Below are 25,870 nucleotides of genomic sequence, written 5' to 3'. Positions count from 1 at the left end.
GTCAGGCGCGATAGGTATCGTCATGCTGATGGGCGAACGCCTTCAGCATCGAGAAATTGCTCCAGTCCTTTGCCCAGGCCTTTTCATGGAAGAAATAGGCGATGGCGTTGCAGCACGGTTCGATCAGCGCGATGCCGCCCGCAATGGCGAACGAGCCGGTGAAGGCATAGGCCACCGAAAAGCCGATCGCGAGGTGGATGACCAGATAGGTCAGGGTCTTCATCAGATCGCGTGACACGTCGCTCACTCCCGGTACTGCGACTGGCCAACGGGTGGCGCACCGCTTTGATCCAGTGATTTGGGCGATGAGCGTTAATCGTTCAAACCGATTGATCCGGAGATACTGATCGAAACGGGCAATCAGCCAAGGCCGCGGGCGATGCGCGCGGCAAGCCCCGGCCCGTGGAACAGCAGCGCGGAATAGAGCTGAACCAGCGTCGCGCCGGCATCCAGCCGCGCCTGCGCCTCTTCCGCCGAATCGATGCCGCCGACCGAGATCAGCGGCAATTGACCGCCGGTTGCCGAACGCGCCTCCGCCAGCTTGGCGCGGGCCAGATCGCGCAGCGGCGCGCCGGACAGGCCGCCCGCTTCGCCCGCCGCGCCCGATTGCAGCGTGTCCGGCCGGGTGATGGTGGTGTTGGATACGATCAACGCATCGACATGATGGTCGATGGCCGCGCGGACGATCCGGTCGATCAGGTCGCGGGGGCAATCCGGCGCGATTTTCAGAAATAGCGGGCGGCGCGTGCCATCGGCCAAGTGACGGGCAGCGTCGCAGCGGGTGAGCAGATCGCCCAGCATCGGCTGTTCCTGAAGATCGCGCAGGCCCGGCGTGTTGGGCGAACTGATGTTGATGGTGACATAATCGCCATGGGCAGCAGCCGCAGCCACGCCGTATGCGTAATCCGCGATGCGATCGTCCGAATCCTTGTTCGCGCCGACATTGATGCCGACGATCCCCTGGCGCCGGGCGACCGACAGGCGCAGCAGCGCGGCGTCTAGACCGGCATTGTTGAAGCCCATGCGATTGATCACCGCCTGATCCTCGACCAGCCGGAACAGGCGGGGGCGGGGATTGCCCGCCTGGGGCCGCGGGGTCAGCGTTCCGACCTCCACAAAGCCGAAGCCGAGCGCGAGAAACCCGTCCACCGCCTCTGCATCCTTGTCCACCCCGGCGGCGAGGCCAATGGGGTTGGGAAAGGTGAGGCCAGCGAGCGTCACCGGATGCGCGGGCAGGGCCGGGGCCAGCGGCGCACCGACGCCGCCCCACAGGGCCAGCGCGCGGATCGTCAGGCGGTGCGCACGCTCCGGTTCGATGCGGAACAGCGCGGACTGGACAAGCGGGTAAAGCATGGCCGGTCGATGGCACTGCGCCGGGCCAGCGTCAAATCGCATTGACGCCCCGGCTTGTCGCTTTTGTCCAATACGTATTCCCCCTTAGCCGCTAGGTGATCCCTGCGACCCGAGGCGGCCCCTTGCGGGGGCGCCTGAACTTCGTCGGCTCGGCTCATTCGTGAGCCGGGCCGTTTTTTTGTCCGTTCCGGATGCTGTCATCGAACAAATCTCATTGAATATCCGGTACATGCTGGTCAAAGTCATTGGGGTTACGTGATGATGCGATAGCGCGAGGAAGCGGGGGCGCCTGGGGTCGATGCAACTGAATTTTGCGCTGCCGTCTGCCGAGGTCGCGCCGTTCGTCTCTGTCTTCTACCTGTTTCGGGATGATTCGCCGCAGTTCGAGGGGATCGAACGGGCCGATGTCGGTCAGATCCGGTTCATGCTGAAGGGGGAGGGCGTGATCGCCTTTCCCGGCGGGCATGAAGAACCATCGACGCCGATCATGATCAACGGTCCCGGCACCGGGGCATCCCCCTATCGCGTCAACGGCCCGTTCCATTGTTTCGGCGCGTCGCTGCGCGCGGTCGGCTGGGGCAGCCTGGTCGGCATGTCGGCGGCCGACCGCGCCGATCATGTGACCGACGGCGCGCTGTTGTTCGGCGAGGAGGGGCTGGCGCTGCTCGAACGGTTGCGGGGGATCGAGACGCTGGCCGACATGGTGGCGGTGGCCGAACCGTTCATCCTCAATCATGTGCGGCGCAATCCCGTGCCCGACGATCATCGCCATCTGTGCGAGGTGGTGCGCCAGTGGCTGACCCAGCCGGGGCCGATCCGGGTTGCCGACCTGTTTGCCGTGCTGCCCATGTCGGAACGGCAGGTGACGCGGCTGGTGAACCGATATTATGGCGGGCCGCCCAAGTTCCTGGAGCGCAAGTTCCGCACCCTGCGCGCCGCGACAGAGATCGCCACCGGGCGGCCGCCGTCCGAGGTGGCCGTCCATTTTTATGACCAGTCGCACATGATCAACGAAATCCGTCACTTTACCGGCCATACGCCGGGGTCGCTGGGCGCGCAGATGGACCCGGTGCTGGCGATCACGTTGCGCGAAGAGCGGTTCGGCGAACTGGCGCCGCTGGTCTTTCCCAACGGCAGCGAATGAGCGGCCATTTCCCGGCGGCGGGCGGTTGACGAAGCGGGGCAAAGCGCCCATCTGCCTAATCGGAACGAATTGATCCGATTTGAGAACCACTCGCAAAATGCGCCTGTCCGCCCAGTCCGATTACGCTGTCGTGATGCTTGCCGCCGCCGCCCGCCATTGCGGCGTTTCCGGCCGGTTGAACGCCACGATCCTGAGCGAGGAAACCGGCCTGCCGCTGCCGACCGTGCAAAAGCTGGTCAGCCGCCTGTCCGCGGCCGGGCTGATCGAAAGTACCCGCGGGACGGGCGGCGGGTTTCGCCTGTCGCGCCCGCCCGCCGCCATCACGCTGGCCGATATCATCGAGGCGATCGAAGGGCCGATCGCGATGACCGCATGTGTCGAACATGGCCGCAATGACTGCGCAGTCGAGGCCGAGTGCCGGGTCAGGCCGCACTGGCCAAGCGTCAACGGCGCCGTTCGCGGCGCACTGGCCGGGATCAGCCTGGCCACCCTTTCTTCCACGCCCGCATTGCAAGCGAACGGAATCTGAGCATGGCCACCAAGAATGCCGAGGCGATCGCCGCCGCGAACAAGAAGTATGAATGGGGCTTTGCCACCGATGTCGAACAGGAGTTCGCGCCCAAGGGGCTGAGCGAGGATACCGTCCGCTATATCAGCGCCAAGAAGGACGAGCCGGAATGGATGCTCGACTGGCGGCTGAAGGCGTTCCGGTTGTGGCAGACGATGGAGGCACCCGACTGGGCCAAGCTGAACGTGCCGCCGATCGATTATCAGGACGCATATTACTACGCCGAGCCGAAGCAGAAAAAGACGATCGCGTCGCTGGACGAGCTCGATCCGGAAATCCGGCGCACCTATGAAAAGCTGGGCATCCCGCTGGAGGAGCAGAAGGTGCTGGCCGGCGTCGAGGGCGCGCGCAAGATCGCGGTGGATGCCGTGTTCGACAGCGTGTCGGTGGCGACCACGTTCCGCAAGGAGCTGGAAGAAGCGGGCGTCATCTTTCGGTCGATCAGCGAGGCGATCCGGGAATATCCCGAGCTGGTCCGCAAATGGCTGGGCAAGGTGGTGCCGCAGCATGACAATTATTTCGCGGCATTGAACTGCGCGGTCTTTTCGGACGGGACGTTCGTCTATGTGCCGGAGGGCGTGCGCTGCCCGATGGAGCTGAGCACCTATTTCCGGATCAATGCCGAAAATACCGGCCAGTTCGAACGCACGCTGATCGTCGCCGACAAGGGCGCGTATGTCTCCTATCTGGAAGGCTGCACCGCGCCGATGCGCGACGAGAACCAGCTGCATGCCGCCGTGGTCGAGCTGGTCGCGCTGGACGATGCCGAGATCAAATATTCGACGGTGCAGAACTGGTATCCCGGCGACGAGAATGGCGTCGGCGGCATCTATAACTTCGTGACCAAGCGGGCGCTGTGTCAGGGCCGCAATTCCAAGGTCAGCTGGACGCAGGTCGAAACCGGCAGCGCGATCACCTGGAAATACCCCAGCTGCGTGCTGAACGGCGAGAACAGCGTCGGCGAGTTTTATTCCGTCGCGGTGACCAACGGCCGGCAACAGGCCGACACCGGCACCAAGATGATCCACAACGGCAAGGGCACGCGGTCGACCATCGTGTCCAAGGGGATCAGCGCGGGTCGCAGCGACAATACCTATCGCGGGCTGGTGCGCGTGGCGCCGGGTGCAGAGGGGGTGCGCAATTTCACCCAGTGCGATTCGCTGCTGCTGGGCGATCAGTGCGGCGCGCACACCGTCCCCTATATCGAGGTGCGCAACCCCAGCGCGCAGATCGAGCATGAGGCGACGACCAGCAAGATCAGCGAGGATCAGCTGTTCTATGCCATGCAGCGCGGGCTGGATCAGGAGGCCGCCGTGGCGCTGATCGTCAACGGTTTTGCGCGGGAGGTGCTGCAGCAATTGCCGATGGAGTTCGCGGTCGAGGCGCAGAAGCTGCTTGGCATCTCGCTGGAAGGATCGGTGGGGTGATGCTGTTGCCGCTGATCCTGCTGGCATCGGTTCAGGATGGTGCGCCGCCCGTCGATGACGGTGCGGACATCGTCGTCGTGGCCGAGCGGATGAAGCGGATCAAGCTGAGCCTCAGCCGCAAGGGCGATGTGCTGCGCAAATGCCGCGTGCGGGAATCGAGCGGTGATCCGGCGATCGACGGCTTTGCGTGTCAGGCCGTGGCCGAATGCCTGAGTGAAGGCAATCGCAAGTCGGATCCGCTGGAAGCGTGTGCAACCAAGCGCACGCTTGCCTTTTATCGCGCGCGCCGTGCCGGGATGGCGCCGGTGGAGACGGCGCAATGATCGCCGCGATGATCGCAGTATCGCTTGGCGGTGGTGCCATGCTGCAGGATGCTGCACCCGTGGCGCAGGAAGCGCCCCCGCCCGTCGACACCGGCGAGGACATCGTCGTCAGTGCGACGGTGGGCAAGATCGCGCTGGTGTTCGACAAGGGCGTCGATGGTCGGCTGCACAATTGCCGGGTGTTCGTATCGTCGGGCGTCCGGCGGCTGGATGCAAAGGCGTGCGGCAGCCTGCCCGATTGCGTGACGATCGAGGGCGGCGAGACATTCTGCGGCGACAAGATCGAGGGCCGGGTTGCCGCGGCGCCGAAGCCGGAGGTGATTGCCGCGCCCAACCTGGCCATCGGCGCGATCCTGAAGCCGGAAGCCAGGCCCCTGCCCGCGACCGGCCCGGCGCTGCGCGAGGGCGAGGGCCAGTCGGCGGACCGGCTGGGCAAACTGCCCCCGCCGCCGCGCCCCGCAACCGGCGCACCCGGCATCCAGATCGGACCGGTGACGAATACGCAAGAACGGCCGGACGACCGGCTCAATCCTTTTGGACGAAGTGAGATCCCCAGTGCTGACGATCGATAACCTGCACGCCGAAATCGATGGCAAGGCCATTTTGAAGAGCCTGTCCCTGACCGTGAACGCGGGCGAGGTCCATGCGATCATGGGCCCGAACGGCGCGGGCAAATCCACGCTCGGCTATGTGCTGGGCGGCCGGCCGGGCTATGATGTGACCGAGGGATCGGTGACCTTTGCCGGGGCCGACCTGCTGGAACTGGAGCCGCATGAGCGGGCCGCCGCCGGGCTGTTCCTGGGGTTCCAGTATCCGGTCGAGGTGCCCGGCGTATCCAACCTGCAATTCGTGCGCGAGGCGCTGAACGCGCAGCGCAAGGGGCGGGACAAGGCACCATTGTCGGGCGCGGAGTTCATCAAGCTGGCCCGCGCGCAGGCGCAGGCGATCGGGATGGACCCCGAAATGCTGAAGCGCCCGGTGAATGTCGGCTTTTCCGGCGGCGAGAAGAAGCGCAACGAGATGGTGCAGATGGGGATCATCGACCCCCGGCTGGCCATCCTTGATGAAACCGACAGCGGCCTGGACATCGACGCGCTGAAGGCGGTGGGCGAGGGGATCAACCGCATCATGCGCCGGCCCGACAAGGCGGTGATCCTGATCACCCATTATCAGCGGCTGCTGGATTATGTTCAGCCCGATTTCGTGCATGTGCTGGCCGATGGCCGGATCGTCCGTTCGGGCGGGCCGGAACTGGCGCTGGAGCTGGAGCGCGAAGGTTATGCCGGGGTGGCGGCGTGACCGACGCGCTGACCCTGCCCACGCGCCGGGACGAAAGCTGGCGCTATGCCGATCTGGATGCGCTGGCCCGCGTCTGGCCGCTGGCCGATGCGCCGGAGCACATCGTGGTTCCGGCGGGCGAGGCACAGACGCTGCTGATCCCCGCGCTGGAGCCGGTGGACGGCGTGGCCGTGCGCGCCATTCAGGCAGAGCTGGGCGCGGGCGCGCGCCTGAACGTTCAGGCACTGGTTTCCGGATGCGATTATGGCCGCCTGTCGATCAGCGTGCGGCTGTCGCGGGGCAGCCATTTCGAACTGGGCGGCGCGATCCTGGGTTCGGGCGAACAGACGCTGGAAATCGTGACGGACGTCTATCACGTCGAGCCTGAGGCGACGAGCAATCAGACGGTGCGCAACGTCCTGTCCGGCCGGGCGACCGGCAGCTATATCGGCGCGGTGCGCGTGGCGCGCCATGCGCAGAAGACGGATGGCAGCCAGTCGGTGAAGTCGATGCTGCTCGACCGGACGGCAACGGCCAATGCGGTGCCGCAGCTGGAGATTTTCGCCGACGACGTGAAATGCGCGCATGGCGCGACGGTGGGCGAACTGGACAAGTCCGGCCTGTTCTACATGGCCGCGCGCGGTATCCCGCCTGAGGTTGCCAAGCGGCTGATGCTGCAGGCGTTCCTGGCCGAGGCATTTGCAGCGGCCGGTGATGCGGGCGAGGCGCTGGACGCGGCGGCGCAGGCGCAGCTGGAGGCGATGCTGTGACCACGATGACCGCGCCGCAGACGCTGGCCCTGCGCGGGGATTTCCCCGGGGTCGGCGACTGGCATTATCTGGATACCGCCGCGACGGCGCAAAAGCCGGGGCAGGTGATCGATGCGATCGCGCGCGCCTATGGCCCCGATTATGCCACGGTGCACCGCGGCGTCTATCGCCGGTCGGCGGACATGACGATTGCCTATGAAGCGGCGCGGGCGCGGGTGGCGCGGTTCATCGGTGCCGCCAGCCCGGACGAGTGCGTGTTCGTGCGCGGCGCGACCGAGGGGATCAACCTGGTCGCCCATGGCTGGGCAGCCAATGTGTTGAAGTCCGGCGACCGCATCCTGATTTCCGCGCTGGAGCATCACAGCAACATCGTGCCGTGGCAGATGGTGGCCGAGCGGACGGGCGCTGCGATCGATGTGGTGCCGCTGACCCCCGATCATGCCATCGATCTGGACGCGATGGCGGCAATGATCCGGCCGGAACATCGCATCGTCGCGCTGGCCCATGTGTCCAATGTGACCGGCGCCGTGCTGGACGCGGCGCGTGCGGCGGAGATTGCCCATTCGGTCGGCGCAAAGCTGCTGCTGGACGGGTGCCAGGCCGCGCCGCGGCTGGCGCTGGACGTGCGGGCGCTGGATTGCGATTTCTATGTCCTGTCCGGGCACAAGCTGTACGGCCCGACCGGCATCGGCGTGCTGTGGGGCAGGGCCGAACTGCTGGATGCGATGCAGCCCATGCAGGGCGGCGGCGCGATGATCGACAAGGTGACGTTCCAGCGCACCACCTATGCCCCGCCGCCGGGCCGGTTCGAGGCGGGGACGCCGCATATCGTCGGCGTGGTCGGCCTGCACGCCGCGATCGATTATGTGGACGATGTGGGGCTGGACCGCATCCACGCGCATGAGGCGGCGCTGGTGACGGCGACGCGGGAGGCGCTGGGGCAGATCAATTCGGTGCGGCTGTTCGGCCCCGCCGATGCGGCAGGCATCGTCAGTTTCGAGGTTCAGGGCGTGCATCCGCACGATGTCGGCACGATCCTGGACGAAGAAGGCGTGGCGATCCGCGCCGGGCACCATTGTGCCCAGCCGCTGATGGACCTGCTGAATGTGCCGGCGACGGCGCGGGCCAGCTTTGGCCTGTACAACGACGCGGACGATGTGGCGGCGCTGGTGCGCGGCATCGAGCGCGTGACCAGGATTTTTGGATAGGATTCGCGGGATGAACGAGGAACGGCCAATCGCAATCGAGGAAGTCGACGCCGTCGCAACGCCGCCCAAGGCGCGCGTGGACGATGCCGCCGTGGAAAGCCCGCGCGACACATTCGAGCGCAAGCGCGACTATCTGGACGGATTTCTGAACCAGAAGCCGGTGGCGGCAAGCGGCAATGAGCCGGGCGGCGCATTGTACGAAGCGGTGATCGACGCGCTGAAGGAAATCTATGACCCCGAAATCCCGGTCAACATCTATGACCTGGGCCTGATCTATAATGTCGAGATTGCCGAGGGCGGCCATGTCGTGGTGACGATGACGCTGACCACGCCGCATTGCCCGGTTGCGGAATCCATGCCGGGCGAGGTTGAACTGCGCGTCTGTGCGGTGCCGGGCGTGTCGATGGCGGACGTCAATCTGGTGTGGGACCCGGCATGGGATCCGGGCAAGATGAGCGACGAGGCGCGGCTCGAACTGGGGATGCTGTGATGACCATAACCACCACCCGTCAGCGGCCCGCCGCCGTCATCCTGACCCAGCGGGCAGAGGCGCGGATCGCCGACCTGATGGGCCGCGCGCCGGAAGGGGCGATCGGGGTCAAGCTGTCCACGCCGCGTCGCGGCTGTTCGGGCCTGGCCTATTCGGTCGATTACGTGACTGTTGCCAACCCGATGGACGAACGGATCGAAACGCCCGGCGGCACCTTTTTCGTCGATGGCGGGTCCGTCCTGTACCTGATCGGATCGACGATGGACTGGGTGGAGGACGATTTCACCGCCGGGTTCGTGTTCAACAATCCGAACGCCAAGGGCGCGTGCGGGTGCGGCGAGAGCTTTACCGTCTGACGGTGCCGCCTTCGACCAGCGTTTTCAGCCGGTCCAGCCCGGCGATCCAGTCTGCCTCTCGCGCATCGCGGGTCGCCTGATCGGCAAAGGGGCGTTCGGTCAGCGTCAGTTCGACCTCGTCGCCCAGCGGCCAGAATTGCAGCGTCAGCGTGCGGGCGGGCGTGCCGTCCAGTTCCAGGATCAGGGCATCGCGGGCCAGCACGTCGCGAAACCGGCCGCGATCCGCCTTTTCCCCCTCGCGCGCGCTATAGGTGACGACGACGAACGGCCCGCCGGGGCGCGCGACGATTTCGGCAATCATCACCCGCTGTTCCGGCGTCGACCACCAATGGGCCAGCATCGGCGCATCGGTCCATGCCGTCATCAACCGGTCGATATCGGTGCGGAACCGGCGCAGCAGCGTGATGCGGATCGCCGGCGGCACCCCCTATCGTCCGCCAGCGCGGCTGGCCGGGCAGCGATCGATGGGGGGAATGGGCAGTGCCGACGTCATGCCGCACTATCCCTTCGCAGCCGCACAAAATCAAGGGTGCGGCGCAGCATGATCGAGCGGGCGTTCAGGAGGTTCCGCCTGGTGCGGGCAGGGGCGGGAGAATCGCGGAAACTTCGTGCAATTACAAGACTTGTTCTGCGACTCGCGGTGATTCACAGTCCGGGTCGCACCAGGCAGGTGCATCTAGGCTTCAACTAGCGAAAGGAGGTGATCCGATGTCTCATGGTTCAGCAATGGGGTCGGTTCAGTTCGTTCGGGAGACGCGCCGCTAAGCACCGGACCACGGACGGAAGCCCTCCGTCCGCGGGGCAGCCGGGGGGTATCCTCCCCCAATCAACGGTTGCCGGTCCGATCAAGCGGTCCGCATGGTCTCCCGGGCTGGAGCTCTCCGGCCGCTGACCATGTCGGAGGTCGCCGGATGCCTTGTCGCAAGGCTCCGGCGGCCTCTTTCATTTTGGGGACATGGCGGTCCCCTTTGACTACAGCAGATACACCACGACATAGCGCGCGATCAGCAGCAGCATGATGATGCGCGCCGCATAAGGGCCGCGGACCATCATCGCCGCCCCGATCAGCAGCGCCAGCACGATCGTCAGCACAACAGACAGGGGCCGGTACAGCGCCGGGGCCAGCGCGGGCGTGACCAGATAGAACAGGAGCTGCGCCGCCAGCAGCAGCAGCATGCCCCCCAGCACGATGCGGCGGACGCGAAAGAAATGCTGATCGAGGTCAGGCGTGCCGTCGGCATCGCCGGGAAAGACCAGATGCGCGGCAAGATAATAAACGCCGGCAAACAGCGTCACGAACATCAGCGTTTCGCCGGTCACCGCGATCGACCCGCGCACGAACCACGCCGCCGACCAGAAGGACAAGAGGTCGAGCAGGACGAAGATGGCGAGCAGCGGCGTCAGCCAGCCGATGCGGAACGTCCCGCCGGGCCGCAGCCGCCGTTCGATCGTCCGGGCAAGCCCGCCCAACAGTTCGGCCAGTGACAGGCCGAGCAACAGGCCAAACAGCGAAAAGACGAATTCGAAATCGCTCACCCGGCCGCCCCCGTTTGCCGAACCATTTCTGTCCTGTACCAATCCCGGTGGACGCGGAACAGCCTTGCCCCGGTTCGCATGGCAACCCATCAAGGATGCCATGTCCCGACCCGCCATCCCCGCCGCGACCCTGATCCTGTTCCGCGAAGCTGCGGGCGGGCCGCCGGAACTGTTGTTTGTCGAGCGATCGCGCATGATGCGCTTTGCCGGCGGGGCGATCGTGTTTCCGGGCGGGCGCGTCGATGCGGCCGATCATGCGCTGTCCGAAACCGGCGGCGGCCCCGATGACTGGGAAGAGGCGGCGCGGATTGCGGCAATCCGTGAATGCGTCGAGGAGGCGGGGGTGGCGGCCGGGATCGAGCCGGCGGGCGCGGAAACGGTCGCTGCGATCCGCCATGCGCTGAACCATGGCAGCGCGATGGGTGAGGCACTGGCGGCGGCCGATGCGGTGCTGCGGCTGGATGCCCTCGTCCCCTATGCCCGCTGGCGGCCGGATTTCGACCATGCGCGCAGTTTCGACACGCGCTTCTATCTGGCGAAGCTGCCAGCCGATGCGCCGGAAGCGGTCGTGGATGCGACCGAGAATGTCCGGACATTCTGGGCGACGGCGGCGGAGGTGCTGGCGATGGCGGCGCGGGGGGAGGCGCGGCTGATCTTTCCCACGCGCTGCACGCTGGAGCGGCTGGCGACGCATGACGGGTTCGATGCGGCGGCGGCGGCTGCGCGGGCGTTTCCGGTGCGAACCATCACGCCGTGGATCGAGCAGCGGGACGGGGCGGACTGGATCACCATTCCCGGCGATCTGGGCTATCCCGTGACGGCATTGCCGCTGGCGGCGGCGGCGCGGCAATGAGGGCGGTGCGTCGCACGTTGGGCGCGGTCACGCTGATCGCCATCCTGCTGGCGGGCGCGCTGCTGCTGTATGCCGCCGCGCGAAAGCGGCCGCAGGACATGCCGTGGACAAAGCTGGACCTGAGCCAGCCGGTCGGCCTGTTCACCGGGCGCAAGCTGACCGCGCTGACCAGCGATTTTCCGGCGTGCCGCGGCCTGCTGGACCGGGCGGGCGTCCGGTTCGAATCCCTGCCGCCGGTCAGCGATGGCCAGTGCGGCTATGCCGATGCGGTGCGGCTGGCCGATGGCGGGGCGCGGAGCATCGACCTGATCCCCCAGCGGGTCGGCATGGCCTGTCCGGTGGCGGCGGCGCTGATGCTGTGGGAATGGCAGGTGCTGCAACCGGCGGCGCGGCGGCATTTCGGGCCAGGCGTGCGGGTGTCGCGCATCGACCATTTCGGCAGTTACAGCTGTCGCCGGATGTATGGCCGCAGCGAAGGCGCGTTCAGCGAACATTCGACGGCGGATGCGCTGGATGTGGCCGGGTTCGTCCTGTCCGACGGGACGAGCATCCGGCTGGTCAACGATTGGCAGGACGATGGCGCAAAGGGCGCATTCCTGCGCGAGGTGCGGGACGGGGCGTGCGATCTGTTCGCGACGGTGCTGTCGCCCGATTACAATGCGGCCCATGCCGACCACTTCCACCTGGATCAGGCAGAGCGCGGTGCGATGGGATGGCGGGCCTGTCGCTGACCGACAGGCCGCGCCAACGGGTCAGTTGGGCAGGGCGTTGTGATCGACCTTTTCCACCCAGGCGGGGAAAAAGGCCGGTTGACGCGTCGACCAGCCGCTGGCCGTCGCCGCCGCTTCGCTGATCGATTGCAGCAGCTTGCGCCGCAGATCGGGGTGAAGCTGGGGCAATGCGGCCGCCGAACAGAAGGCAGCGGGCAGCCATGGCCGGGATTCGGCGCCGATCAACCGTTCATACAGAAAGCGATAGGCCGAAAAGCTGGAAAGCCGCCCCTGTCCCAGGTCAAAGGCCGACATGGAGATCAGCGGGGCCATGAACGGTTCGACGGCATCGAGGCCGCTGTCATCCGGAACGATGGCGCGCAGATCGGGCAGCCGGTCGTAAATGCGGGCCTGGGCACGGATGCTGGCCGCTTCCACCACATCGCGCGACCAGCGCGACAGGGCGTCGTCACGGTCCAGCCCGATGTCGAGCGACCGCCGGATATACCGCTGCGTCGCTGCGGCGAATCCCGCAAATTCCTTCATTTCCGCCAGCGTCATTGCACCTTGTGCCGGCTTTGACCTGCTTGCCATCTCCCAGCTCCTACCCACCCCGGGTTCAACACCCTTCGGATCATGCGCCCGGATGGTTAACGGATTGCTTAACCACCCGGTCTGCCGTCGTTCATGCAGTCGATCACAATTGATTCCGCAATGCAACAAAGGTTGCGACGAATTGTGACGGGACGATGCAATCGGCCGGTTGCGGCACGCTTGCATAAGCGGGTGGTGCCGGTAAGCCGGGGGGATTGCGTATCCGGTACGGCGCGGTCGGCGTCGTGCCCCGATTGTCCGGAGTGTCCCGATGCTGCGTTTCCTGTTGCTGTCGCTGATGGCTGGCCTGGCTGCCTGTTCCGCCGGAACCGAAACGGCGGGTGGGCCGGAAACGGGGGACCGGATGGTGGCGACGGTGCTGACGACGCCAGAGGCGCGGGACGTGCACAGCTATGCCCGGCCGGCCGAGGCGCGGGTGACTCATGTGGCGCTGGACCTGAATGCCGATTTCGACAAGCGCGTGCTGTCCGGCACTGCGCGGCTGGATATTCAGGCGGCAGACGGCGCCAAGCAGATCGTGCTGGATACCCGCGACCTGGCCATCGAAGCGGTGACCGACAGCGCGGGCAAGGCGTTGAACTGGAAATTGGGTGCGGCGGATGCCGTGCATGGCGCGCCGCTGACCGTCGATATCGGCGATGCGCGCCAGGTGACGATCCGTTATGCCACCAGCCCCAATGCCGCCGCGCTGCAATGGCTGACCCCTGCGCAGACGGCGGGCAAGCAGCACCCGTTCCTGTTCAGCCAGGGGCAGGCGATCCTCAACCGCAGCTGGATTCCGACGCAGGACAGCCCCGGCATCCGCCAGACATGGGAAGCGCGGGTGACGGTGCCCGAACCGCTGGTCGCGTTGATGAGCGCGGACGGCAATGTCGCCGCCGATGCCATGGCCAAGGGCGAAGGCGCGGGCGAGGGACGGCGCGCGTTCAGTTTCGTGATGGACAAGCCCGTCGCCCCCTATCTGATCGCGATTGCGGTGGGCGATATCGGGTTTCAGTCGACCGGCCCGCGCACCGGCGTGTTCGCCGAACCGGCAACGCTGAAGGCATCGGCGGCCGAGTTTGCCGATCTGGAAAAATTCGTGGATGCCGCCGAATCGCTGTACGGTCCCTATCGCTGGGGCCGGTATGACGTGATCGTCCTGCCGCCCAGCTTTCCGTTTGGCGGCATGGAAAACCCGCTGCTGACCTTTGCCACGCCGACGGTGATCGCGGGCGACAAGTCGCTGGTCAGCCTGATCGCGCACGAACTGGCGCATAGCTGGTCGGGCAATCTGGTCACCAATGCGACCTGGGACGATTTCTGGTTGAACGAGGGGTTCACCAGCTATTTCGAAAACCGGATCATGGAGGCGCTGTACGGCAAGCGGCGCGCGGACATGGAGGCGGATCTGGCGTGGACCGCGATGCAGGACGCGCTGAAGGCAGCGGGCGGCAATGGCCCCGACACGCAGCTGCACCTCAACCTGACCGCCGACCGCGATCCGGACGAGGGGATGACGCAGGTCGCCTATGACAAGGGCGCGACGTTCCTGCGCACGCTGGAGCAGGCGGTCGGGCGGGAAAAATGGGACGCGTATCTGCGCGGCTATTTCGACCGGCACGCCTTTCAGCCGCAGACGAGCAAGGGGTTCCTGGCGGACCTGCGCGAGCATCTGATCAAGGGGGACAAGGCGCTGGAGGACAAGCTGCAGCTCGATCGCTGGGTCTATCAGCCGGGCCTGCCCGACAATGCGGTGCGCGTTGCGTCCGACGCCTTTCCGGCGGTGGACAAGGCCGCGCTCGCCTTTGCCAACGGACTGCCGGTGGACGGGGCGGTGGCACAGGCGACGACGTGGGAAAAGGTGCGCTTCCTCGATTCGCTGCCGCGCACGTTGTCGCGCGAACGGCTGGATACGCTGGACCGCGCGCTCGGCCTGTCGGCCAGCGGCAACAGCGAGGTTCGCTTTGCCTGGCTGAAGCTGGCCATCGCCAACCGCTATGATCCCGCCGTGCCGTCGATCGAACAGTTCCTGACCAGCCAGGGGCGGCGCAAGTTCGTCCTGCCGCTGTTCACCGCGCTGATGGCGCAGGGCGAATGGGGGCAACCGGTGGCGCGGCGCATCTATGCCAAGGCGCGGCCCGGCTATCATTCGGTGACCAGCGGCAGCGTGGACGGGGTGGTAAAGGGCTGATTCGCCGGATCGGACGCCGCCCGGGCGGCGGCGTTCATTCACGGTTCAACCGGTCATCGCCGCCGAAACACCGTTCGTCGGAAATGGTTCCGCATTGCGGATTGCCCCTATTCCCTTTGCCGGCGGGGGATGCTTCCTAGGCTTCACAAACCGGGGGTTCGCAAGGGGTCTTCCATGAAACTGGGTGCTGCAACAGCGCGTTTTGCGCTGCTAGTAAGCTGTTTCCTGATGATGGCGACGCCCGCGCAGGCGCGGTTCTGGCAATGCGTCACCTTTGCCCGCGAAGTTTCCTCGGTCCAGCTGTTCGGCAATGCGCATACCTGGTGGGCTCAGGCCGCCGGTACGTACGAGCGCGACCATCGTCCGGCGGTCGGCGCGGTGATGTCGTTCAAGTCGCATGGCAAGATGCGGCTGGGCCATGTCGCCATGGTGTCCCGCGTGGTGAGCGATCGCGAAGTCCTGTTGACCCATGCCAACTGGTCGCGGCGTGGCGGCGTCGAGCGTGACGTGCGTGCGATCGATGTGTCGGCGGCGGGCGACTGGAGCGAGGTGAAGGTGTGGTTCGGCCCGATCGGCGGCTTGGGTACCAGCAGCTATCCGGTCAACGGCTTCATCTATCCCAAGGGGATGAGCGAGGCGGACGCCATCGCGCCGGTGACGGTCGCCGGCAATGGCGGCCGCGACACCATCGTCGCCGTCAACGACTGAACGCTTCGGTCAGGCAGCCTTTCCGGGCGCAAAGGTCAGCGACAGGCCGTTGATGCAGTGCCGTTTGCCCGTAGGTTTCGGGCCGTCGTCAAAAATATGGCCCAGATGCCCGCCACAGCGGCGGCAATGCGCCTCTGTCCGGACCATGCCAAAGCTGACATCGCGTTCGGTGCCGACCGCGTTGGGCAGCGCCTGCCAGAAGCTGGGCCAGCCGGTGCCGCTGTCGAATTTCGTGCGGGACGAATAAAGCGGCAGTTTGCACCCGGCGCAGGCAAAAGTGCCGGTGCGCTTTTCATTGTTCAGCGGGCTGGTGAAGGGACGTTCCGTCCCCTGTTCGCGCAGGATGCGGAACCGGTCGGGGCCGAGCCGTTTTTTCCATTCGGCATCGCTTAACTGAACCTCGAACTTGCCGCGGGCGGCGGCGCTTTCGCCGGTCGAACACCCGATGGTCATCGCAACGCCGCCGATGGCGGCACTGGTCAGAAACTGGCGGCGGCTGGTCATGCGGGCGATCCTTGCTGCGATGGGGTGCATATAGGTTCGGTCCGGCCGGTCAAAAGGTTGCGCGTGCCGTGCGATCAGTAGCGGGTGAGTTCGACGGGCAGCGAGCGATAGCCATGGACGAAACACGCCGCGACGCGCACCGGATCGCCGGTCACGTTCACGCGCAGGCGGCGGCGCGCCATTTCCTCCATCAGCACGCTGATCTGAAGTTCCGCCAGCCGCGCCCCGACGCAGCGATGAATCCCCCAGCCGAACGACAGGTGCCGCCGGGCATTGGCACGATCGACGCGGATCGCATCGGCGTCCGGGCCGAACACGGATTGGTCGCGATTTGCCGAGATATACCAGAGCGCCAGCTTGTCGCCCGCGCGGATCGCCTGGCCCATCAGTTCGGTATCCTGCGTCGCGGTGCGGCGCATATGGGCGAGCGGCGTCTGCCACCGGATGATTTCCTGGGTCGCATTGGGGATCAGCGCGGGATCGCGTTCCAGCTTTTCCCGTTCGGCCGGAAACTGGCTGAGGCCAAGGGCATAGGCGGACATGGAATTGCGCGTGGTGTCGTTGCCGCCGACGATCAGCAGCATCAGATTGCCCAGAAATTCGTACTGATCCATGTGGCTCATCGCGTCGGAATGGATCATCATGCTGATAAGATCGGGCGTCGGTTCCTTGCCCAGCTTCGACTGCCAGAGCTGCTGAAAATAGGCGCCACATTCGAACATGTGGGCCAGCCGCTGCTGCTTCAGTTCCGCATTCTTGACCAGTTCGATATCGCCCGCCCAGTCGGACCAGAAGGTCAGTTTGCGCCGGTCCTCCCACGGGAAATCGAACAGGATGGCCAGCATCTGTGTCGACAATTCGATCGACACCCGGTCCACCCAGTCGAACCCGGTGCCGATGGGCAGGCTGTCGAGCAGTTCGGCGGTGCGGCGGCGAACATCGACGCCCATTCGGGTCATTTCGGACGGGGTAAAGGCGGGCGCGACGGTGCGCCGCTGATCGGTGTGCCTGGGCCGGTCCATCGCAATGAACATCGGCAGGCGAATGTCGGTTTCGGGATCGAGATCGGCGACCACGATCCCTTCTGCCGAGGAATAGAGGTCGGGCAGCGATTCGACCTCGACAATCCCCTGATAGCTGCTGACCGACCAATAGGCGCCAAAGTCTGACCGCTCGCAGCGATAGACCGGCGCGTCGGCCCGCAGCCGGGCAAAGGGTGCCTGCCATATGTCGTCGCGATACAGTTCCGCCCGGCTGACATCCAGCGGATCGGGGTCCGCCATGCCAGGCATGTCCGCCAAGGTCGCCATCCTGCCTCTCCCTCTTTCCCAAGGAGGAGACTGCTAATTGACACGAATGTCAATTAGGCGGCGGCAGTCCCCTTGCCGAACAGGCGCAGCTTCGGGCCGGATGACTGCAGCACGCCGCGCCGGAACAGACGCGCGCCAAGCCCGATGCAGATGCTGACCCACAAGAGCTGCCAGGCGATGGCGGCAAGATGCGGCCAGATCGCGGCGTCATTTGCTGCCCGCGCGATCATGGCGAAGGGCGAGCTGAACGGAAACACTTCCGCAATCTTGGCCACCATGCTGTCGGGCGCGCCTGCGGCACTGGCGGACAGGCCGAACATCCCCACCTGAACCACCGTGATGGGCAGCGACAGCATCTGCAATTCGCGCTGCGTGCTGGCGAGCGCGCCAACGCCCAGAAACACCGAACCGAGGAGCAGATAGGCATGCAGGAAATAGACCAGGAACAGCAGCGCATAAAGCGGCAGGCCGACCGCCGGGCGGATGTCGCCAAGCGCGCTGGCGGCCTCTGGCGGCAGCGCGCCCGTCGGGATCAGCAGGCCAAAGCCGCCCGCAATCGTGCCCCAGAACCCGATGAACAGGACAGCGACGCCCAACATGCCGATCAGCTTGCCAAGGAACACGCTTTCCAGCGGGACGGCGGCGGCCAGCACCTCGATCACCTTGTTCGACCGTTCCTCCGCCATGGTGCCCACCGCCTGGCCGGCCAGCATCAGCGAGAGCAGGAAAAGGCCGAATACGCCCAGGAACGCGGCGGCGTTGCGGCCGCCGATCGATCCGGATTTGGGGGCGATGCGTTCGAACCGCGGCTTGCTGACCGGTCCTTCGATCCCGGCGCGCCTGTCCCTGAGAGTACGTTCAGCAAGATAGCCGAGATACCGCGACGTGGACGAGGTGGCGTTGCGGTGAATGATCTGAGGCGCGGCAAGCGAGCCATAGAGGACGGCGGGCACATCCCGATCGGATTGCAGCAGCAGGCCGCGGGCCTGGGCTGCGGCATCCGCCTCTGGTCTGACCAGGATCAGCAACGGCACCTGATCCTTGCGCTGGAACAGGACGCGAGCGTCCTTGTCCGCCTGTTCAAGCGCGGCGGAATCGGCGTCGTTCAGGATGGCATAGATGCGCTGCTTTTCCTCTGCGCCCTTGCCCACCGTGGCCGCGCCCATGCCGCCGATCGCGCCAAAGCCGAGCATGAACAATGGCGCGAGCAGAAACAGGAGAAAGGTCGGTGTCGCCACGGTTGCCACGAAATCGCGGCGGGCAACGGTCAGCGCATCGCGCATCAGGCGGGAAAGGCCGTTCATGCCCCCTGCTCCTCGGTTACGGGTTCTTCGGGCGCGGTTTCGGCTATGCCCTCCATCGCCTGCGCACCGACGATCCGCACGAACGCCTCGTGCAGGGTTGGCCGCTCGATCGCCAAGCCGGAAATGCCGTGCCCTTCGGCCAGCAGGCGGGTGAGGATTGGTTCGATCCCGTCATCGGGCAGGGTGAAACGCCAGCCGCCATCGGCGCGCGCGGCGTCGGGCGGCAACAGCGCGGCGATGCCTGCAATTTCGGTGCGCGGTTCGTAAAAGGCGCGATAGGGCAGGGTGGCGCGCGCATCGGCAACCGTCCCCTCGAACTTGCGCTCGCCGCCCGCGATGATCGCCAGCCGGTCGCACAGCCGTTCGGCATGGGCCATGACGTGCGTGGAAAACAGGACGGTCGCTCCGCGATCCCGCTCCGCCAGGATCAGCCGTTCCAGCCGTTCCTGATTCACCGGGTCCAGGCCGGAAAAGGGTTCGTCCAGCACGATGAAGTCGGGCCGGTGGACGACGGAGCCGAGCAGCTGGACAAGCTGAGCCATCCCCTTGGACAGCTTGCGGATCTTTTGCCCCACGGCATGGCCAAGCCCCGCGCCCTCCATCATTTCGGCCGCGCGTGCCCGGCCCGTTTTCCAGTCCAGCCCGCGCAATGCGCCCATAAAGGCAATCGCCTCCCGCGCCGTCATGCTGGGATAGAGGCCGCGTTCTTCGGGCAGATAGCCAACCAGATCGCTGGCCTGTCGCGGGGCGTCATGGCCGAGCAGCGTACGGTGCCCCTCATCCGGTTCGATGATGCCGAGGAGCATCCGCAGCGTCGTCGTCTTGCCCGCGCCATTGGGGCCAAGCACGCCATAGATGCTGCCGGTCGGCACGGCGAGGTCGATGCCCTTTACCACCCGGCGGTTGCCGAAATATTTGACCAGGCCGTGAGCCTCAAGAGCGTAGGTGCTGGGGGTCACAATCTCTCCGTCCGGCGGGGGTGCTCGCAATTTTCTGCCCCTGTGCTAGCGCGCAGTGATGCAGCCGCACAAGGCACTTGAAGACCGTATCCGGGAAAAGGCCGCCGAGCTTGGCTTTGCGGCGTGCGGAATCGCGCGTGCGGATGCCGCGCCGCATGCGGGCGAGCGGCTGCGCCAGTGGCTGGCCGAGGGGCGGCACGGCACCATGATCTGGATGGAGGAGCGCGCGGCGCAGCGGGCCAGCCCGCGCGGATTGTGGCCCGAAGTGCGGTCGGTGATCGCGCTGGGCATGAGTTATGCCCCCGATGTCGACCCGCTGGCGATGGCGGACCGCGCCGATATGGGGCGGATCAGCGTCTATGCGCAGGGCAAGGATTATCACGATGTGGTCAAGCGCGCGCTGAAGGCGCTGGGCCGGTGGCTGGCGGCGGAGGCAGGCTGCGACCTCAAAGTCTTTGTCGACACCGCGCCGGTGATGGAAAAGCCGCTGGCCGAGGCGGCGGGCCTTGGCTGGCAGGGCAAGCACAGCAACCTGGTCAGCCGCACGCATGGCAGCTGGCTGTTCCTGGGCGCGATTTATACCACGCTGGACCTTGCCCCCGATGCGCCGGGGCGCGACCGGTGCGGATCGTGCGATGCGTGCCAGCGCGCCTGCCCCACTGATGCGTTTCCCGCGCCCTATACCGTCGATGCGCGGCGCTGCGTCAGTTACCTGACCATCGAGCATAAGGGCCCGATTCCGGAGGATCTGCGCGCGGGGATGGGCAACCGCATCTATGGCTGTGACGATTGCCTGGCGGTGTGTCCGTGGAACAAGTTTGCCGATGCCGCGCGCGCCAACATCGCCTTTGCCGCGCGCGAGGGGATGGCAGCGCCGGGTCTGGCCGAGCTGCTGGCGCTGGACGATGCGGGATTTCGCGCGCGCTTTGCCGGCAGCCCGATCAAGCGGATCGGGCGGAACCGGATGGTGCGCAACTGCCTGATCGCGGCGGGCAATGGCGGCGATGCGGCGTTGCGGCCACAAGTGGCGGCACTGACCGGCGACCCCGATCCGGTGGTGGCAGAGGCCGCCCGCTGGGCCCTGGCGCGGCTGGGCTGAGCGGTTACTTCCCCCCGCTGCGCCGGGTAAGGGCGGCGACGCAGCTGGCCTGATCGATCGGCGCGCCGGTGCGCTGGCGCGTGTCGACATGGGTGACGACCGGGGCGGCGCCATCGCGCGGGGCGTAAAGATAGGCGTCGAGCACGCAGATCGGGCTGGCGAATTGCAGCTTGCGCCCCGCACCCTCCGTCATTTCGGCATCCGGCCGGCCCAGCACGGCGAGCAGCGCGCGCTCCTCTGCCCCGATCACCTGCGTCATGCCGGGCGCAACGACGCGCGGCGGCACGGGGCGCATGGGTGCGGTGCTGACGGTTGCCGGGCGGGGGCCGGTCGCCCCGCCACAGGCGGCAAGGGCGAGCGCCGCCGGCAAGATGGGGACGAGACGCGAAACAGGGGTCATTGGCTTTCCCTCATGTGAAACAGGTGCGTCGCCATCGCCGCGCCCAGGATCGGGCCGAACAGTCCGGCGACCGGCACGATCAGGATGGCGGTGCCGATCGCGCCCAGCACCATGCGCGATCCGCGGGTACGCCGCCGCCAGTCGCGCATCGCGGCATCGTCCATGTGGCGGGCAGCAACCATGTCGCCCAGGTCGCGGCCAAGCAGCCAGGCATTGGCAATGAAGAACAGCGCCGCCGTGCCGACGCCGGTGACGAGCAGGAACAGATAGGGCGGCACCAGCAACAGGTTGACCGCCACCGCCCGCCCGGCCGATCCAAGCGCCATGCGCAGTGACCTGGCCAGCGGCACTGGCACCGCGCGGTCGCGCCGGGCCGGGTAATGCCGCGCCTCCACCGCCTCTACCACCCCGTCCGCGAACAGGCCGATGACCGCAATGGCAACCGCGCGGAACAACAGCCATGCGCCAAGGATCGAGAGCAGGGCGGCGGCAACCGCGCCCAGCGTGCCCCAGCGTTCGTCAAGCGCCAGCCCGTCGACCAGCACCGCCTGCGTGCCCCAGACAAGGCCAGCCCCGATCAGGGCGAGCAGGACCAGCGTGACCGCCAGCGACCCCAGAAACAGCTTCAGGATCGGCCGGTCGCCAAGCTGGGCCAGGGACAGGGCAAGGGCGCGCAACATGGAACAGGGGATTGGCCCCGCGCACGCACGCCGTCAACGCGGTTGCGCCGGACGGGCGGCAAGGATAGGCGCGCGGACAACGCCTTTTTCCTGATTACGGAGCCCAACTTGAGCGAACCCCGTTTCCATATCGTCGCCATCGGCAACGCCATCGTCGACATCCTGGCCCAGGCCGATGATGCGTTCATCGTCGAACAGGGCATGACCAAGGGGTCGATGCAGCTGATCTTTTCCCCCGAAGAGGCCGATGCGCTGTACGACAAGATGGGCCCGGGGCGCGAGGTTTCCGGCGGATCGGCGGCCAACACCATCGCGGCGATGGCGGCACTGGGCGATTCGTGCGCGTTCATCGGCCAGGTGGCGGACGACCAGCTGGGCAAGGTGTTTGCCCATGACATCCGGTCGGTCGGCATCCATTACGACACGCCCGTGCGCCCCGGCGAGCCGAGCACGGCGCGCTGCCTGATCTTTGTGACGCCGGACGGCCAGCGCACGATGAACACGTTCCTTGGCGCGTCGCAGTTCCTGCCCGAGGCGGCGCTGGACCGCGCGGTCATCGCCGATTCCGCGATCCTGTATCTCGAAGGCTATCTGTGGGATCCCGAAGAGCCGCGCGCGGCGATGCGCGCCGCCATCGATGTCGCGAAGGGGGCGGGGCGAAAGGTCGCGTTCACCCTGTCCGACGTGTTCTGCATCAGCCGCCATGGCGACGATTTCCGCACCTTGTTGAGCGAGGGGATGGTCGACATCCTGTTCGCCAACGAAAACGAGCTGCTGGCGCTGGCCCAGACCGAGGATTTCGATGCGGCGGTGGCCAAGGTTTCGGCCGAGGTCGAAACGCTGGTCGTCACGCGCAGCGAAAAGGGCGCGATCGCGGTGTCGGGCGGGGCCAAGGTGGCCGTGCCGGCAGAGCCGATCGAGCGGGTGGTGGACACGACGGGCGCGGGCGATCTGTTCGCCGCGGGCTTCCTGCATGGTCAGGCACAGGGCCTGGGCCTGGATGCCTCGCTGCGCCTTGGCGCAATCTGCGCGGCGGAGATCATCAGCCATTATGGCGCGCGGCCCGAGGCGGACCTGAAGGCGCTGGTGGCACAGAAGCTGGGCTGAACCGCCGCTTCGCCGGACAAGGAAAAAGGGGCCGGAGGATCGTTCCTCCGGCCCCTTTTTTTGGTCGGTTACGCCTGCTTGCCGCCGGGCGTCGGTGCCCCCGGCAATGGCGGCACCGGCTGCGGCGGGACGTCCGTGTCGTCCTCGGGCACGTCGACGACACCCTGTCCGACATGGCTGCGCGAGCGGCTGTAGCCGAAATAGACCAGCAGGCCGATCGCCGCCCAGCCCAGGAACAGATAGATGCTCTTCTGATCCAGGCTGATGAACAGATAGATGCATCCAAGGACCGCGATCGGGGCAGTCACGAAGACGGCCGGCGTACGGAACGGACGGTGGCGGGTCGGGTCCTTGCGGCGGATGACCATGACGGCGATCGCCACGGCGGCGAAAGCGAACAGGGTGCCGGAGTTGGAGATGTTGGCCAGCTGACCCACCGGGAAGAAGGCGGCGAACAGCGCGACGAACACACCCGTGATCACCGTGATGACGTGCGGCGTGTTGTAGGTCGGGTGAATCTTTGAGAACGCCTTGGGCAACAGGCCGTCGCGGCTCATCACGAAGAAGATGCGCGTCTGGCCGAACATCATCATCAGGATGACCGAGGGCAGGGCGAGGCCAGCGGCGAGGCCAAGCAGATTGCCGATCTGCGGCCAGCCGATTTCACGCAGCGTGAAGGCCAGTGCTTCCTTGGAACAGACGACGTCCTTGAACCCTTCAGCAGCGCGAGCGGCGCATTGCGCGGCCAGTTCGCGGCTGCCGGGTTCGAGCACACCACCTGCGGCGTCGACCACGGGCTGGCTCGACAGGCCCGGGGCACCGATCACGCCGGCGGCGACGAGCATGTAGAAGACGGTGCAGATCAGCAGCGAACCGATCAGGCCGATCGGCATGTTCCGCTGCGGGTTCTTGGTTTCCTCTGCTGCGGTCGAAACCGCGTCAAATCCGACATAGGCGAAGAAGATCGACGCAGCCGCCGCAGAGATGCCGACGAATCCGGTCGGTGCGAACGGGCTGAACTGGTCCATGTTCATCACCGGAACGGCGAGGACGATGAACAGCGTCAGCGCCGACACCTTGATCGCAACCAGGATCGCGTTGACGGTGGCGCTTTCCTTGGTGCCCACGACCAGCAGCCAAGTCACCAGGCCTGCGATCGCCATTGCGGGCAGATTGATCAGGCCGCCGTCGAACGGCCCAAGGACAAGCGCATCGGGGATGTCCATGCCGAAACTCGCCTCGATCAGGCCGATGACATATCCCGACCAGCCGACGGACACCGCGCCTGCGGCAACCGCATATTCAAGGATCAGCGCCCAGCCGACCATCCATGCGATCAGTTCGCCCATGACCGCATAGCTGTAGGTGTAGGCAGAGCCGGAAACCGGCACCATCGATGCCATTTCTGCGTAACACAGGGCTGCAAAGGCGCAGACCAGACCAGCGATCACGAAGCTCCACATCATCGCCGGCCCGGCCTTTTGAGCCGCTTCGGCGGTGAGCACGAAGATGCCGGTGCCAATGACCGCGCCGATACCCAGCATGGTCAGCTGAAAAGCACCGAGCGAACGAGTGAGCGATTTCTTTTCTGCGGTCGCCAGGATGGCGTCGAGTGGCTTGATACGCCCAAAAATCATGAACGGTTTTTCCCCTTTGCCGGGTGGTCGCAACCCCCGGAACTTCCGATTGCGGCGGAGCCTAGTCGCTAATCGCCCGCGTGCAATCCCCAATCGCGCGGTTCAGCGCAGCAGCATCGGGCCCAGCGGCGTGCCGCCGAACAGGTGGACGTGAAGATGGGGCACTTCCTGTCCGCCATGGCCGCCGACATTGGCCAGCAGGCGATAGCCCGGCTCGACCAGGCCCAGTTGCCGGGCGACCGTGCCGACGGCGCGGATGAAGCCCGCAATCTCTGCCTCGCTGCCCCGCGCGCTGAAATCGTCCCAGCTGACATAGGCGCCGCGCGGGATGACCAGGACGTGGACCGGCGCCTGCGGCGCGATGTCGTGGAATGCGACGGCCCAGTCATCCTCATACACCCGGTTCGACGGGATTTCGCCGCGCAGGATGCGGGCAAAGATGTTGGTGTCGTCATAGGGCAGGGTGGCATCGATCGGCATGGCGCTACTCCGTCCGGGCGGCTTTTTCGGCAAGGCCCGACACGCCTTCGCGCCGGGCGAGTTCGGCGCGGACATCGGCCAGGGAGACGCCGCTTTCGGCCAGAAGGACGATGAGGTGGAACATCAGGTCCGCTGCCTCTGCGGTCAGTGCCGCGCGGTCGCCGTCCAGCGCGGCGATGACGGTTTCCACCGCCTCTTCGCCCAGTTTCTGCGCGATCTTTGCCCGCCCCTTGCTGTGCAGGCGCGCGACATAGGAGGTGTCGGGATCAGCACCCAGCCGGGCGCGGATGGTGAGTTCCAGGGCGTCGAGCGGATCAGCGGTCATGGCCCCCGGCATTGTCGGCAAGGGCCTGTGTGTCAATCCTTTCGCCGCGCGAACCGGCTGCGCAGCGCCCGCCGCGCGATCAGGATGCCGACGGCCACGACTCCGAACATCACGGCATCGGCCAGTTCGAACCCGTCGCGCACCACCTCGCCCGAATGGGCGCGGGCGGCGATCAGCAGCGGGAACAGGGGCAGGATCGGCCAGCGGATCATGGGCAGGGACGGTAACGCGGTGCCCGCAACAAAGCGTTAATTGCCGCCCCGCCGGCGGGCAAGGCGGCGTCCGGCGGCAAGGCCGACCACGCCAAGCGCGAACAGGACAAGCAGCTCCGGTTCCGGAATGGCAATGGCTGGCCGCCCCCCGCCAGTGGCCGGGCGCGCCGGATCAGCGGCGATGCCGGTGCCCGCAAGCCCGATCAGCAGGGCGGCGGCGGCAAGGGGAGCGAGCAATCGGACGGACATGGCCCCGTTTCGACATGGTGAAACCGTTGGTCCGACCATCCAAGCAAGGCGCGCGCCGCGATCGCGATTCAGCGGGAACGCGGGCCGATGAT

The 25,870-nt window shown here is 66.3% G+C and carries 32 protein-coding genes; 16 read left to right on the top strand and 16 right to left on the bottom strand.

Annotation, left to right across the window (positions count from 1 at the left end):
* Position 1: 1 nt before the first annotated feature.
* Entirely contained in the window at positions 2-238 is a 237-nt protein-coding gene (locus NYR55_RS07240; RefSeq protein WP_260020528.1) for a DUF2061 domain-containing protein, read from the bottom strand.
* Between the two features lie 122 nt (positions 239-360).
* Positions 361-1,353 (bottom strand): quinone-dependent dihydroorotate dehydrogenase, encoded by a 993-nt coding sequence (locus tag NYR55_RS07235; protein ID WP_260020527.1) that lies wholly within the window; start codon positions 1,351-1,353, stop codon positions 361-363.
* Between the two features lie 298 nt (positions 1,354-1,651).
* On the opposite strand from NYR55_RS07235, the gene NYR55_RS07230 reads away from it, so the two are divergent.
* The 10 genes from NYR55_RS07230 to NYR55_RS07185 all read left to right on the top strand — a co-directional run bounded on the left by NYR55_RS07230 (position 1,652) and on the right by NYR55_RS07185 (position 8,917).
* Positions 1,652-2,497 (top strand): AraC family transcriptional regulator, encoded by an 846-nt coding sequence (locus NYR55_RS07230; RefSeq protein WP_260020526.1) that lies wholly within the window; start codon positions 1,652-1,654, stop codon positions 2,495-2,497.
* A gap of 97 nt (positions 2,498-2,594) precedes the next feature.
* Entirely contained in the window at positions 2,595-3,026 is a 432-nt protein-coding gene (locus tag NYR55_RS07225) for an Rrf2 family transcriptional regulator (protein WP_260020525.1), read from the top strand.
* Positions 3,027-3,028: 2 nt separating this feature from the next.
* Complete coding sequence (gene sufB, locus NYR55_RS07220) at positions 3,029-4,492, top strand: Fe-S cluster assembly protein SufB (RefSeq protein ID WP_260020524.1); 1,464 nt, start codon at positions 3,029-3,031, stop codon at positions 4,490-4,492.
* Positions 4,489-4,815, top strand: a complete 327-nt coding sequence (locus NYR55_RS07215) for a hypothetical protein (protein ID WP_260020523.1) — start codon at positions 4,489-4,491, stop codon at positions 4,813-4,815. The genes sufB and NYR55_RS07215 overlap by 4 nt, the downstream gene beginning before the upstream one ends.
* Entirely contained in the window at positions 4,812-5,387 is a 576-nt protein-coding gene (locus tag NYR55_RS07210) for a hypothetical protein (protein WP_260020522.1), read from the top strand. Before NYR55_RS07215 ends, NYR55_RS07210 begins: the two co-directional genes overlap by 4 nt.
* Positions 5,371-6,114 (top strand): Fe-S cluster assembly ATPase SufC, encoded by a 744-nt coding sequence (gene sufC, locus NYR55_RS07205; RefSeq protein ID WP_260020521.1) that lies wholly within the window; start codon positions 5,371-5,373, stop codon positions 6,112-6,114. The genes NYR55_RS07210 and sufC overlap by 17 nt, the downstream gene beginning before the upstream one ends.
* Positions 6,111-6,863 carry a SufD family Fe-S cluster assembly protein gene (locus NYR55_RS07200; protein ID WP_260020520.1) on the top strand — a complete coding sequence of 251 codons (753 nt, stop codon included), beginning with the start codon at positions 6,111-6,113 and terminating at the stop codon, positions 6,861-6,863. Before sufC ends, NYR55_RS07200 begins: the two co-directional genes overlap by 4 nt.
* Before the next feature lie 5 nt (positions 6,864-6,868).
* Positions 6,869-8,071, top strand: a complete 1,203-nt coding sequence (locus tag NYR55_RS07195; protein WP_260021590.1) for a cysteine desulfurase — start codon at positions 6,869-6,871, stop codon at positions 8,069-8,071.
* Between the two features lie 10 nt (positions 8,072-8,081).
* The gene (locus tag NYR55_RS07190; protein WP_260020519.1) at positions 8,082-8,561 is read left to right on the top strand and encodes an SUF system Fe-S cluster assembly protein; all 480 of its coding nucleotides are present in this window, start codon (positions 8,082-8,084) and stop codon (positions 8,559-8,561) included.
* A complete protein-coding gene (locus NYR55_RS07185; protein ID WP_260020518.1) occupies positions 8,561-8,917 on the top strand; it encodes an iron-sulfur cluster assembly accessory protein in 357 nt (118 codons plus the stop codon). Before NYR55_RS07190 ends, NYR55_RS07185 begins: the two co-directional genes overlap by 1 nt.
* Here NYR55_RS07185 and NYR55_RS07180 read toward each other — a convergent pair.
* Positions 8,907-9,341, bottom strand: a complete 435-nt coding sequence (locus NYR55_RS07180) for an SRPBCC domain-containing protein (protein ID WP_260020517.1) — start codon at positions 9,339-9,341, stop codon at positions 8,907-8,909. The two genes, NYR55_RS07185 and NYR55_RS07180, sit on opposite strands and share 11 nt — an antisense overlap.
* Positions 9,342-9,889: 548 nt before the next feature.
* Entirely contained in the window at positions 9,890-10,453 is a 564-nt protein-coding gene (locus NYR55_RS07175; protein WP_260020516.1) for a hypothetical protein, read from the bottom strand.
* Between the two features lie 100 nt (positions 10,454-10,553).
* Between NYR55_RS07175 and NYR55_RS07170 the strand changes: the two genes are divergently transcribed.
* Together NYR55_RS07170 and NYR55_RS07165 are read left to right on the top strand one after the other, a co-directional pair.
* Positions 10,554-11,306, top strand: coding sequence for an NUDIX domain-containing protein (locus NYR55_RS07170; RefSeq protein ID WP_260020515.1), 753 nt, complete (start codon positions 10,554-10,556; stop codon positions 11,304-11,306).
* On the top strand, positions 11,303-12,037 hold the full coding sequence (locus NYR55_RS07165; RefSeq protein WP_260020514.1) for an extensin family protein: 735 nt from the start codon (positions 11,303-11,305) through the stop codon (positions 12,035-12,037). Before NYR55_RS07170 ends, NYR55_RS07165 begins: the two co-directional genes overlap by 4 nt.
* Before the next feature lie 21 nt (positions 12,038-12,058).
* Here the strand turns inward: NYR55_RS07165 and NYR55_RS07160 are convergent, their stop codons facing one another.
* Positions 12,059-12,610, bottom strand: a complete 552-nt coding sequence (locus NYR55_RS07160; protein ID WP_260020513.1) for a hypothetical protein — start codon at positions 12,608-12,610, stop codon at positions 12,059-12,061.
* 271 nt (positions 12,611-12,881) lie between these two features.
* On the opposite strand from NYR55_RS07160, the gene NYR55_RS07155 reads away from it, so the two are divergent.
* Together NYR55_RS07155 and NYR55_RS07150 are read left to right on the top strand one after the other, a co-directional pair.
* Positions 12,882-14,804, top strand: a complete 1,923-nt coding sequence (locus NYR55_RS07155; protein WP_260020512.1) for a M1 family metallopeptidase — start codon at positions 12,882-12,884, stop codon at positions 14,802-14,804.
* A 174-nt stretch (positions 14,805-14,978) separates the two neighbouring features.
* Positions 14,979-15,512, top strand: a complete 534-nt coding sequence (locus NYR55_RS07150; protein WP_260020511.1) for a CHAP domain-containing protein — start codon at positions 14,979-14,981, stop codon at positions 15,510-15,512.
* A gap of 9 nt (positions 15,513-15,521) precedes the next feature.
* Here NYR55_RS07150 and msrB read toward each other — a convergent pair whose 3' ends face one another.
* The 4 genes from msrB to NYR55_RS07130 form a co-directional block, all read right to left on the bottom strand.
* The gene (gene msrB, locus NYR55_RS07145) at positions 15,522-16,016 is read right to left on the bottom strand and encodes a peptide-methionine (R)-S-oxide reductase MsrB (RefSeq protein WP_260020510.1); all 495 of its coding nucleotides are present in this window, start codon (positions 16,014-16,016) and stop codon (positions 15,522-15,524) included.
* Between the two features lie 74 nt (positions 16,017-16,090).
* A complete protein-coding gene (locus tag NYR55_RS07140; RefSeq protein WP_260020509.1) occupies positions 16,091-17,326 on the bottom strand; it encodes a cytochrome P450 in 1,236 nt (411 codons plus the stop codon).
* A gap of 53 nt (positions 17,327-17,379) precedes the next feature.
* Positions 17,380-18,630, bottom strand: coding sequence for an ABC transporter permease (locus tag NYR55_RS07135; RefSeq protein WP_260020508.1), 1,251 nt, complete (start codon positions 18,628-18,630; stop codon positions 17,380-17,382).
* Positions 18,627-19,589 (bottom strand): ATP-binding cassette domain-containing protein, encoded by a 963-nt coding sequence (locus NYR55_RS07130; RefSeq protein ID WP_260020507.1) that lies wholly within the window; start codon positions 19,587-19,589, stop codon positions 18,627-18,629. The genes NYR55_RS07135 and NYR55_RS07130 overlap by 4 nt, the downstream gene beginning before the upstream one ends.
* A gap of 58 nt (positions 19,590-19,647) precedes the next feature.
* On the opposite strand from NYR55_RS07130, the gene queG reads away from it, so the two are divergent.
* Positions 19,648-20,688: a tRNA epoxyqueuosine(34) reductase QueG gene (gene queG, locus NYR55_RS07125; protein WP_260020506.1), complete on the top strand. Its 1,041-nt coding sequence runs from the start codon at positions 19,648-19,650 to the stop codon at positions 20,686-20,688.
* A gap of 4 nt (positions 20,689-20,692) precedes the next feature.
* Here queG and NYR55_RS07120 read toward each other — a convergent pair whose 3' ends face one another.
* Both NYR55_RS07120 and NYR55_RS07115 read right to left on the bottom strand, forming a co-directional pair.
* Positions 20,693-21,088 carry a hypothetical protein gene (locus NYR55_RS07120; RefSeq protein WP_260020505.1) on the bottom strand — a complete coding sequence of 132 codons (396 nt, stop codon included), beginning with the start codon at positions 21,086-21,088 and terminating at the stop codon, positions 20,693-20,695.
* Complete coding sequence (locus tag NYR55_RS07115) at positions 21,085-21,768, bottom strand: EI24 domain-containing protein (protein ID WP_260020504.1); 684 nt, start codon at positions 21,766-21,768, stop codon at positions 21,085-21,087. The genes NYR55_RS07120 and NYR55_RS07115 overlap by 4 nt, the downstream gene beginning before the upstream one ends.
* Positions 21,769-21,876: 108 nt before the next feature.
* On the opposite strand from NYR55_RS07115, the gene NYR55_RS07110 reads away from it, so the two are divergent.
* Positions 21,877-22,875: an adenosine kinase gene (locus NYR55_RS07110; RefSeq protein ID WP_260020503.1), complete on the top strand. Its 999-nt coding sequence runs from the start codon at positions 21,877-21,879 to the stop codon at positions 22,873-22,875.
* 68 nt (positions 22,876-22,943) lie between these two features.
* Here NYR55_RS07110 and NYR55_RS07105 read toward each other — a convergent pair whose 3' ends face one another.
* From NYR55_RS07105 to NYR55_RS07085, 5 genes are all read right to left on the bottom strand, one after another.
* Complete coding sequence (locus NYR55_RS07105) at positions 22,944-24,512, bottom strand: amino acid permease (protein WP_260020502.1); 1,569 nt, start codon at positions 24,510-24,512, stop codon at positions 22,944-22,946.
* 102 nt (positions 24,513-24,614) lie between these two features.
* Positions 24,615-24,992 carry a histidine triad nucleotide-binding protein gene (locus tag NYR55_RS07100; RefSeq protein WP_260020501.1) on the bottom strand — a complete coding sequence of 126 codons (378 nt, stop codon included), beginning with the start codon at positions 24,990-24,992 and terminating at the stop codon, positions 24,615-24,617.
* Between the two features lie 4 nt (positions 24,993-24,996).
* The gene (locus tag NYR55_RS07095; protein WP_260020500.1) at positions 24,997-25,317 is read right to left on the bottom strand and encodes a phosphoribosyl-ATP diphosphatase; all 321 of its coding nucleotides are present in this window, start codon (positions 25,315-25,317) and stop codon (positions 24,997-24,999) included.
* 32 nt (positions 25,318-25,349) lie between these two features.
* A complete protein-coding gene (locus NYR55_RS07090; RefSeq protein WP_260020499.1) occupies positions 25,350-25,529 on the bottom strand; it encodes a hypothetical protein in 180 nt (59 codons plus the stop codon).
* 36 nt (positions 25,530-25,565) lie between these two features.
* Positions 25,566-25,766, bottom strand: a complete 201-nt coding sequence (locus NYR55_RS07085; protein ID WP_260020498.1) for a PEP-CTERM sorting domain-containing protein — start codon at positions 25,764-25,766, stop codon at positions 25,566-25,568.
* Positions 25,767-25,870: the final 104 nt, after the last annotated feature.

Origin of the sequence: Sphingomonas sp. BGYR3, assembly GCF_025153455.1 — a bacterium.
GTDB lineage: Bacteria > Pseudomonadota > Alphaproteobacteria > Sphingomonadales > Sphingomonadaceae > Sphingomonas.
The sequence above is the reverse complement of the archived record's forward strand: the minus strand, read 5'-3'. Positions and strand labels throughout refer to the sequence as shown.

Bases quoted from the DNA above. Each gene is read 5' to 3' on its own strand.
- NYR55_RS07095 (WP_260020500.1), bottom strand. From the start codon at position 25,317: ATGACCGCTGATCCGCTCGACGCCCTGGAACTCACCATCCGCGCCCGG.
- NYR55_RS07150 (WP_260020511.1), top strand. From the start codon at position 14,979: ATGAAACTGGGTGCTGCAACAGCGCGTTTTGCGCTGCTAGTAAGCTGT.
- NYR55_RS07115 (WP_260020504.1), bottom strand. From the start codon at position 21,768: ATGTTGCGCGCCCTTGCCCTGTCCCTGGCCCAGCTTGGCGACCGGCCG.
- NYR55_RS07225 (WP_260020525.1), top strand. From the start codon at position 2,595: ATGCGCCTGTCCGCCCAGTCCGATTACGCTGTCGTGATGCTTGCCGCC.
- NYR55_RS07210 (WP_260020522.1), top strand. From the start codon at position 4,812: ATGATCGCCGCGATGATCGCAGTATCGCTTGGCGGTGGTGCCATGCTG.
- NYR55_RS07155 (WP_260020512.1), top strand. From the start codon at position 12,882: ATGCTGCGTTTCCTGTTGCTGTCGCTGATGGCTGGCCTGGCTGCCTGT.
- NYR55_RS07090 (WP_260020499.1), bottom strand. From the start codon at position 25,529: ATGATCCGCTGGCCGATCCTGCCCCTGTTCCCGCTGCTGATCGCCGCC.
- sufB (WP_260020524.1), top strand. From the start codon at position 3,029: ATGGCCACCAAGAATGCCGAGGCGATCGCCGCCGCGAACAAGAAGTAT.
- NYR55_RS07105 (WP_260020502.1), bottom strand. From the start codon at position 24,512: ATGATTTTTGGGCGTATCAAGCCACTCGACGCCATCCTGGCGACCGCA.
- NYR55_RS07140 (WP_260020509.1), bottom strand. From the start codon at position 17,326: ATGGCGACCTTGGCGGACATGCCTGGCATGGCGGACCCCGATCCGCTG.
- NYR55_RS07185 (WP_260020518.1), top strand. From the start codon at position 8,561: ATGACCATAACCACCACCCGTCAGCGGCCCGCCGCCGTCATCCTGACC.
- NYR55_RS07100 (WP_260020501.1), bottom strand. From the start codon at position 24,992: ATGCCGATCGATGCCACCCTGCCCTATGACGACACCAACATCTTTGCC.
- NYR55_RS07235 (WP_260020527.1), bottom strand. From the start codon at position 1,353: ATGCTTTACCCGCTTGTCCAGTCCGCGCTGTTCCGCATCGAACCGGAG.
- NYR55_RS07230 (WP_260020526.1), top strand. From the start codon at position 1,652: ATGCAACTGAATTTTGCGCTGCCGTCTGCCGAGGTCGCGCCGTTCGTC.
- NYR55_RS07195 (WP_260021590.1), top strand. From the start codon at position 6,869: ATGACCGCGCCGCAGACGCTGGCCCTGCGCGGGGATTTCCCCGGGGTC.
- NYR55_RS07170 (WP_260020515.1), top strand. From the start codon at position 10,554: ATGTCCCGACCCGCCATCCCCGCCGCGACCCTGATCCTGTTCCGCGAA.
- NYR55_RS07135 (WP_260020508.1), bottom strand. From the start codon at position 18,630: ATGAACGGCCTTTCCCGCCTGATGCGCGATGCGCTGACCGTTGCCCGC.
- NYR55_RS07160 (WP_260020513.1), bottom strand. From the start codon at position 12,610: ATGGCAAGCAGGTCAAAGCCGGCACAAGGTGCAATGACGCTGGCGGAA.
- NYR55_RS07120 (WP_260020505.1), bottom strand. From the start codon at position 21,088: ATGACCCCTGTTTCGCGTCTCGTCCCCATCTTGCCGGCGGCGCTCGCC.
- queG (WP_260020506.1), top strand. From the start codon at position 19,648: ATGCAGCCGCACAAGGCACTTGAAGACCGTATCCGGGAAAAGGCCGCC.
- msrB (WP_260020510.1), bottom strand. From the start codon at position 16,016: ATGACCAGCCGCCGCCAGTTTCTGACCAGTGCCGCCATCGGCGGCGTT.
- NYR55_RS07165 (WP_260020514.1), top strand. From the start codon at position 11,303: ATGAGGGCGGTGCGTCGCACGTTGGGCGCGGTCACGCTGATCGCCATC.
- NYR55_RS07190 (WP_260020519.1), top strand. From the start codon at position 8,082: ATGAACGAGGAACGGCCAATCGCAATCGAGGAAGTCGACGCCGTCGCA.